The sequence below is a fragment of the Enterovibrio sp. FF113 genome (assembly GCF_041439165.1).
Lineage (GTDB): Bacteria > Pseudomonadota > Gammaproteobacteria > Enterobacterales > Vibrionaceae > Enterovibrio > Enterovibrio norvegicus_A.
Genome location: NZ_JBGONO010000046.1, coordinates 1 through 6,151, shown reverse-complemented (window position 1 = coordinate 6,151; position 6,151 = coordinate 1). Strand labels below are relative to the sequence as shown.

4 protein-coding genes and 1 pseudogene are annotated in these 6,151 nt (G+C 42.7%); 1 reads left to right on the top strand and 4 read right to left on the bottom strand.

Going from position 1 to position 6,151, the window contains the following annotated elements; genetic code table 11:
- Positions 1 to 151 precede the first annotated feature (151 nt).
- On the top strand, positions 152 to 532 hold the full coding sequence (locus ACED36_RS21980; RefSeq protein WP_371733817.1) for a hypothetical protein: 381 nt from the start codon (positions 152 to 154) through the stop codon (positions 530 to 532).
- A gap of 75 nt (positions 533 to 607) precedes the next feature.
- Here the strand turns inward: ACED36_RS21980 and ACED36_RS21975 are convergent, their stop codons facing one another.
- The 4 genes and pseudogenes from ACED36_RS21975 to ACED36_RS21960 all read right to left on the bottom strand — a co-directional run.
- Positions 608 to 1,579, bottom strand: coding sequence for a DUF6708 domain-containing protein (locus tag ACED36_RS21975; RefSeq protein ID WP_371733815.1), 972 nt, complete (start codon positions 1,577 to 1,579; stop codon positions 608 to 610).
- A 12-nt stretch (positions 1,580 to 1,591) separates the two neighbouring features.
- Positions 1,592 to 4,687 carry a hypothetical protein gene (locus ACED36_RS21970; RefSeq protein ID WP_371733814.1) on the bottom strand — a complete coding sequence of 1,032 codons (3,096 nt, stop codon included), beginning with the start codon at positions 4,685 to 4,687 and terminating at the stop codon, positions 1,592 to 1,594.
- Positions 4,680 to 5,561 carry a DUF4123 domain-containing protein gene (locus ACED36_RS21965; protein ID WP_371733813.1) on the bottom strand — a complete coding sequence of 294 codons (882 nt, stop codon included), beginning with the start codon at positions 5,559 to 5,561 and terminating at the stop codon, positions 4,680 to 4,682. Before ACED36_RS21965 ends, ACED36_RS21970 begins: the two co-directional genes overlap by 8 nt.
- Positions 5,562 to 6,151, bottom strand: a pseudogene (locus ACED36_RS21960) (type VI secretion system tip protein VgrG); the annotation flags it as partial.

Sequence of the window (6,151 nt, the reverse complement as noted above, 5' to 3'; positions counted from 1 at the left end):
ATTGCTTGGATGTCGGGCGAAAAATTGCTCAGCGAGCAAGATTTGGCCGGAATGACAAAACAGCGAGCACACTAATTTAACGATTTGGCGCATCACTCAGACACTCGATGTCTTTCGGTACTGATAGCATGCAGTGAAATGGATTTAGCCAATGACTCATGGCGCAGAGAACTTGATGATGAAAGACATAACCTTCTCAGTAGGAGCTGTCACCTTTACCTACTCGCTCACCGCAGAGCAAAAGAAATTTCTGCGCTTGGCTCAAGATACCCACGTTGATTTGGGTCAGTGGCCCGATTTCTCTGAGAATATGACGCAAGTGATTCAAGATGCCATTCCGGATTCGCTCAAGCTCCCATCAGAAAGCCAACTCAACTACGTACGCACTATTTCAAGTGATTTGAATGTTCCGCTACCGGACAAATACGACCAAAGCGCAATAATGTGTTTGTCGTTCATCGCCGACCACAAGCCAGCCCACGATAGGGTGCTGGCGGTGTTCAATGGGATTAAGGGGAAGTTGTTGGGGTGAGCTGAACTCGTCGTCTGTACCTAAGGTTTTATAAGTCAAGACGACGATGATTCAGTCATCACTGCGTTTGCAGTGTTAATGCCAGTTGACTGTTTTCCCAGTCCATTTATGCACTTCTTCAGGCCAATGGCTTTTGATTGGGTTGAAGCGAATTGCGAATTGAGATGGTGAAATAAAGGGCAACAAAACAAAGAAAAAAGTTGCGAACAGCCCGGTAATGGCGCGATCTTTGAACTTGGTGCTTTTAGGTGTCAACCGATATAAAAAAGGTTTTTTTTCGTCGCTTCCTTCAATAGCGTTCTTCCCGTCAGTCATAAACCGCCTTACATACTCCCAATAAAGATACGTATCAGCATGCCCGTTGACTGAAGTCACTAGATTTAGAACAACAGGCTGATCTCCAGCGTTGTTGTTCACGCAGTGTTTCGGATAGAGCCATAGATTTAAATTGTAGGCGTCTGAGAATGCACCGTAGCCAACGTGGTGAGGTGCAAACATGGTCGCTATTTCACATTTTTTCCAAGGTATACGATACAACGCATTTTTATGGTAAACGTAGACTTCTTGATTTTTGTGATGAAAGCGAACCGGCGTTTGAACTGGTCGGCATATTTCAATAAAACAAAGTAATAATAAGAAGATAACCACACCAATCTCAACAGGGTGAAGGTATAGCCATGGTGTATCGTCGCGCGCTAACCTTAATGTGAGGTATGTTAGCAAGAAAATTGGAAGCATAATAAATTGGGAAAAGCGCGTTAATGTTTGTCGATTGTGCGTACTGTTTACCCTCATATCGATAAAATCGCCATGGGTACTGGAGACAAAAGCATAACCTGCATTATAAAACGTATCTGTACCATCCCAATCAAGATGGACTTCTTTTGGTGGGGGACTGAGTACATCCTCCATGATATGACTGGTGCCGAAGCCTGTACTGAAACCTGAGCCTCTTCGGCTGATTGTGTTTTTAAACTTTGGTGCATATCCATAGTGCTTGGCACCAATCCATAGATCGTCGGATACTTTATTGATTTTATTTGGCATAACAGCTCTCGATTATTCCTTTATTTCAACGTCAGCACTGACATCATCTTGCCAAAATAGTGCGGCGTCATCATCCAGCTCTACGGAGTAATTAAGCGTAACAGGAAAAGAGTTTGGATTTACATAACTTATATCGAATTTATAGCTGTCATAATCTTTTTCCCAGACACTCTCTTTAAATGACGCTTCTAAGGCAAAACCATTGCCAGAAGCTGATTTCATCGCAATTTTATTTGTTGAGTGATCTTGAGAACCATCAGCATTTATGACTCGACCATAAAGAAGTTCTGTCTTTTCATCGATAACACCTAGCACTTTCAGAGATACTTTACTGTTGTTACTTGCATAACCCGGAAAGTAGATTTGGAGGGTAAAGTCTTCATACTTATAAAACCATCCACTTTCATCATATGCAGAGTGACTAAATATAGGCCTAAAGAGTTCGTCAGTGAATGCTACTAATTCTTTAGTTTGTATTTGCTGCACTTTAAGATCTGAGACATCCTCAAAGAACTTAACTCTTTCTGAGGTCTGATCAGATAAAGCGACATGGTATTTATATCGGCTACCAATTCCCCAGAATGACCCCTTTAGAAAAGTCTCTAGCCTGCTATCTTCGATCCAAGCATGAATAAGATCTAATGCTACTCCAACCGCAGCCAGAACCAAAGCTACAACGCCAACCACTGCGTTTACACCTGGGACCAAAGCCACGACAGCTAAAGCTAAAGCTGCAGAGTTTACTATGAGTGACGACACAGCTACAACTTTCGCGCCAATATTGTCTTGCTGTTCGATATCTTCTGCCAAGTTAAATGCACTTGTTATGACCCCAAGCATATTTCCTACAACAGGTAATGCTCTGTATGCAAACCTACCTACAGTGCTTAGGCTAGTCATGACTCGCGTTGATAGTTTTGTTGCAAGTCTATTGGACACCCCAAAACTTTTAAACAAAGATGTTGATTTTACTCCAATGGAATTGAAGGTGGATTTTGCAGCTAGCTTCATTGCTTGTTCATCATTGGAAAAGGTAACGCTTTGAATAAAAGCTAGTGCAGATTGTATTAAGCCTGTAAAACTGTTCAATAAATCAAAAACTAGTTTTGGTTCTATCTTTTTAGATGATGAAGACTTATTGATTACGGAAACCATATTTGCTATTTGAGCGACCAGTAGAAATCCAGTGAATCTACCGTTGTGTCTCTCAACGAGGCCAGACAACTGTTTGCTCCATTGCCCAAGCTTACTCTCCGGGCTGTTTATGTTGCTCTTATCGATATTTTTTACCACCCAGTAAGCAAAGCCCTCTAAAACAGTAGGCTTTACTCCAGGTCTAATTAAAGCGTCTAGGCGATAGATTTTAATTTTAACTTTAGGGTCAATGTATTTGGGTTTCTTTTTAGCGCCACCTCTTCCTTTCCCTTTGCTTTTTAGCTTCTTCTTTTTAGTTTTCTTTGTTTTAGCCACCAGGATATGTTCTGCTGAAGCCGCAAATTGAACAGAGTTAAAATCTTCTATATCTTCCAGCACATCATTCAATGATGTGTTCATGACACCGTATTGATAGCCATACCGTTCAGCCATGGCGTGATAGTAAACGTGCCAAACGTCTTCAAGTTCTGGGTCGACAACAAATTGAGCGACTTTTTCACCTATGGAGTATTGAATGCTGTCAGTTGCTTCGGTGGCTGCAAGAATACCGTCAGAGATGAGTCGCCTTTGGTTAGATATGACGTCATCCCAATTTATAGACCCAGCGTCATAAACAAGTTTTAAGTGCTTGCTGAGCTCTTGGTAACCTGAGTTGAGTACACCAATGGTTGTCCATATTTGCCCACCGATTCCTTTTGACTCTGGTTTACCTTTCTCCGTCGTGCAGTAGGCGAAATCCTGAATCCAGTCGTCACGCAGTTTTTTGCCTATTTCTGTTGCTTGGATATTGCCAAGCATATTTGCAATGGCAATTTCCTTTTGCTTAATTTGTTCTTGTTTAAATGGAGAATAAAGGGCTAGTGCGAAGTCGGTGTAGTCGGATTCAAGCCATTGTGTCCAATCAAGGGCTATCTCTTCTAAGCTAGTGCTTAGAGCCTTGGTGTAAGCATCGCGGTCCGATTGAAATTTATCCATTTCTTTTTCGCGAATGACATCGTGATAATCCTTGATTATCCTGTCTCGGCGATCTTCACGAATGTCTTCAATCTCTTTTTCTGTTCGCTCATAGTATGTGGGAAGCCCGTATTGATAATCTTTGGGTTCATGGGTAATGGATACGCGTTTTTTTACTTCTTTTCTAAACCCCTTTTGTGCCTCTCTATTGATTAGCATTTTTGTCGCATTCGCAATCGTGTAAGGATATTGCGTCTCCGCTATATGGGTAAATCCAGCGTCATATTGAGCATTGAAAAGTGTGCAAAGTTCTATGCTGATCCCCACTGGGTCAATGACAGCGACAGCAACATGACTGTCGGGTGTCACTGATCTGTATTTAGCCAGTAACGGTGGGGTCGATAGATCAGAGGTGGACCATAAAGACCAATCAAAATTAAAAGTTTCACTTGAAAAATCTGGGCTCACGGTCGGAAGATCTTCGACCATTAGGCAGTGGTCTTCTTTGCCCCTTCGAGCTCTGCTGACGCTTACTTGCTGAAGTTGATTTTTTCTAATGCTTTTATCTTTGACTAAACCTAGAACGAACGCTTCGTCCAGCTTTATGTAAGAAAGGAGTATCGAGAACTTGTCATTTTTGTCTTGCGTGATGACAGGAAAATGGCCCTGTATCTCATTTGGAACATCTCCTAATATACATTCCGTTTTGATTGCCTCACCGGAAGTATCAAACTCAGATAGCAGAACGTAATTGTCCCTTTCATTAAAAAGATAAATAAAAGCATCAATGACAGGGCGCATGATGTAATCATGCTCTTTTAAAACAGGCAGGCCGCTCCCCACATCTGAAGGTAGCATGAAGCTTAGCTCTATTTGCTTAACGGAATAGCGCATTGGGTGAATAACGATGAGATCATCATTTAATGGACAGGTAGACATCAGCGAGTCGATGCTATCAGCGCTCGACGTTGTGGCCGCTTCATTTGCTTTATTAACCATTTAAAGACTCTCTTTGTTCATAAAGCTCTGTCGCTTTATTCAATGCATTTTGAATTCTTTCTGATGGAAGCATTGTGTCTTTGCTATCAAGTAGCTTTTTGACATCGCTGTGCTTTTCACCTTCCAATGCCTCTTTCCCTAACATGCAGAGAATATTGATAAAGCAAAGGCTTTCCATTTCGCTACTCAAACCATAAGACTGGCCTTGTTTCACATAGGACTCGATTTTTAGAAGCTGATCCTGTGGGGATGCTCGGTAAAAATGTTTAGGAAAATGCTGGTTCACATGATCTAAGGCTCGATAATGAAAGTGTTGTTTAGCTGCTTCTCCTAAAGCCGTTAACTGGTTATCTGATAGTGCCATCCAGCCTATTTTTTCTTCTTGAGGAGGCTTCTCAAAATAGGTTATCTCTGTCGTCTCCCAAATTTTGTCGGCGCGAGACTGGCTCCAAATCTTGGTGATGGGTCCAAATAGTCGATGTTTTTGTGTATCAGTGGAGGCCAAAGCAATTCGGCCTACAACGTGAGGAAGATAGAATCTAAACACTGATGTGCTTCCATTACCTAAATCGGCTTTGATAACCGTCTTTAAGTGATCTGCTACGTCGGACGTTGATGCTTCCGCCTCAAAAACTATCCCCCAATCGTGTGGCTTTTTGTCCATCGCTGCATTGAGCAAAACTTGATTGTTTTTTAACGGAAGAATAATTGGGCTCAAATTCGCCACGATGTTAAGCACTGTGCCGCTGTATATAATCTCGATGTCTTGATTGGCTGCGAGTTCATAACTGAGTTTGGCTGCATCTTCTATGACTGCGCCGTCGAGCAGAATGTAAAGAGGATTCTGATTCGCTTCTATGTCAGGCAAGTTCACTTAGCTATCCTCGCCTAGATCGATACATTCTTCACAAAGAGGCTTCCCTGACTTTCCAGCAGCAACGAGAGCCTTAGTTTGCTGAAGTAAAATCAATGGTGCCGCTGATTGTTGTGAAGCGGTTGCCAAGTTCCGAACCGCCTCATCCGGCGCTTTCTCTGCTTCAACTCCCCCCGGCAACATCGGCATTGCTCCACCAAACCCAGAACCACAACCAGCGCTTCCGCCTGAGTTGATATTAATAACGGAGCCTACGATGTGAACGCCTGCGGGGTCTATTTTGATGAAGTTTCCGCCGACTTTGAGCGTGACTTCGGTATAGGCTTCGAGAATAGATTTGTGACCGCTTTTTAGATGAATCTCAGAGCCTGCTTCGTTGAGTATTCCCACGCCGGCTTTGATGTGCAGTGAACTGTCGGTCACGATGGTTTTATCACCCTTCACATGCTCTTTGCTTTGCCCGTCGACGGTTAAATGGTCATCGACTTTGATGTGCGAGAAACGCTCATTCTCCACATCCAGATGCAAATCATGCTTGATGTTGTCTTTGCGGTCATTCTCGACCAGCAGGTTCATGTCCTTTTGGGCAT

Excerpts from the sequence above, each read along its gene's own strand:
- ACED36_RS21980 (WP_371733817.1), top strand. The coding sequence starts at position 152 with ATGACTCATGGCGCAGAGAACTTGATGATGAAAGACATAACCTTCTCA.
- ACED36_RS21970 (WP_371733814.1), bottom strand. The coding sequence starts at position 4,687 with ATGGTTAATAAAGCAAATGAAGCGGCCACAACGTCGAGCGCTGATAGC.
- ACED36_RS21975 (WP_371733815.1), bottom strand. The coding sequence starts at position 1,579 with ATGCCAAATAAAATCAATAAAGTATCCGACGATCTATGGATTGGTGCC.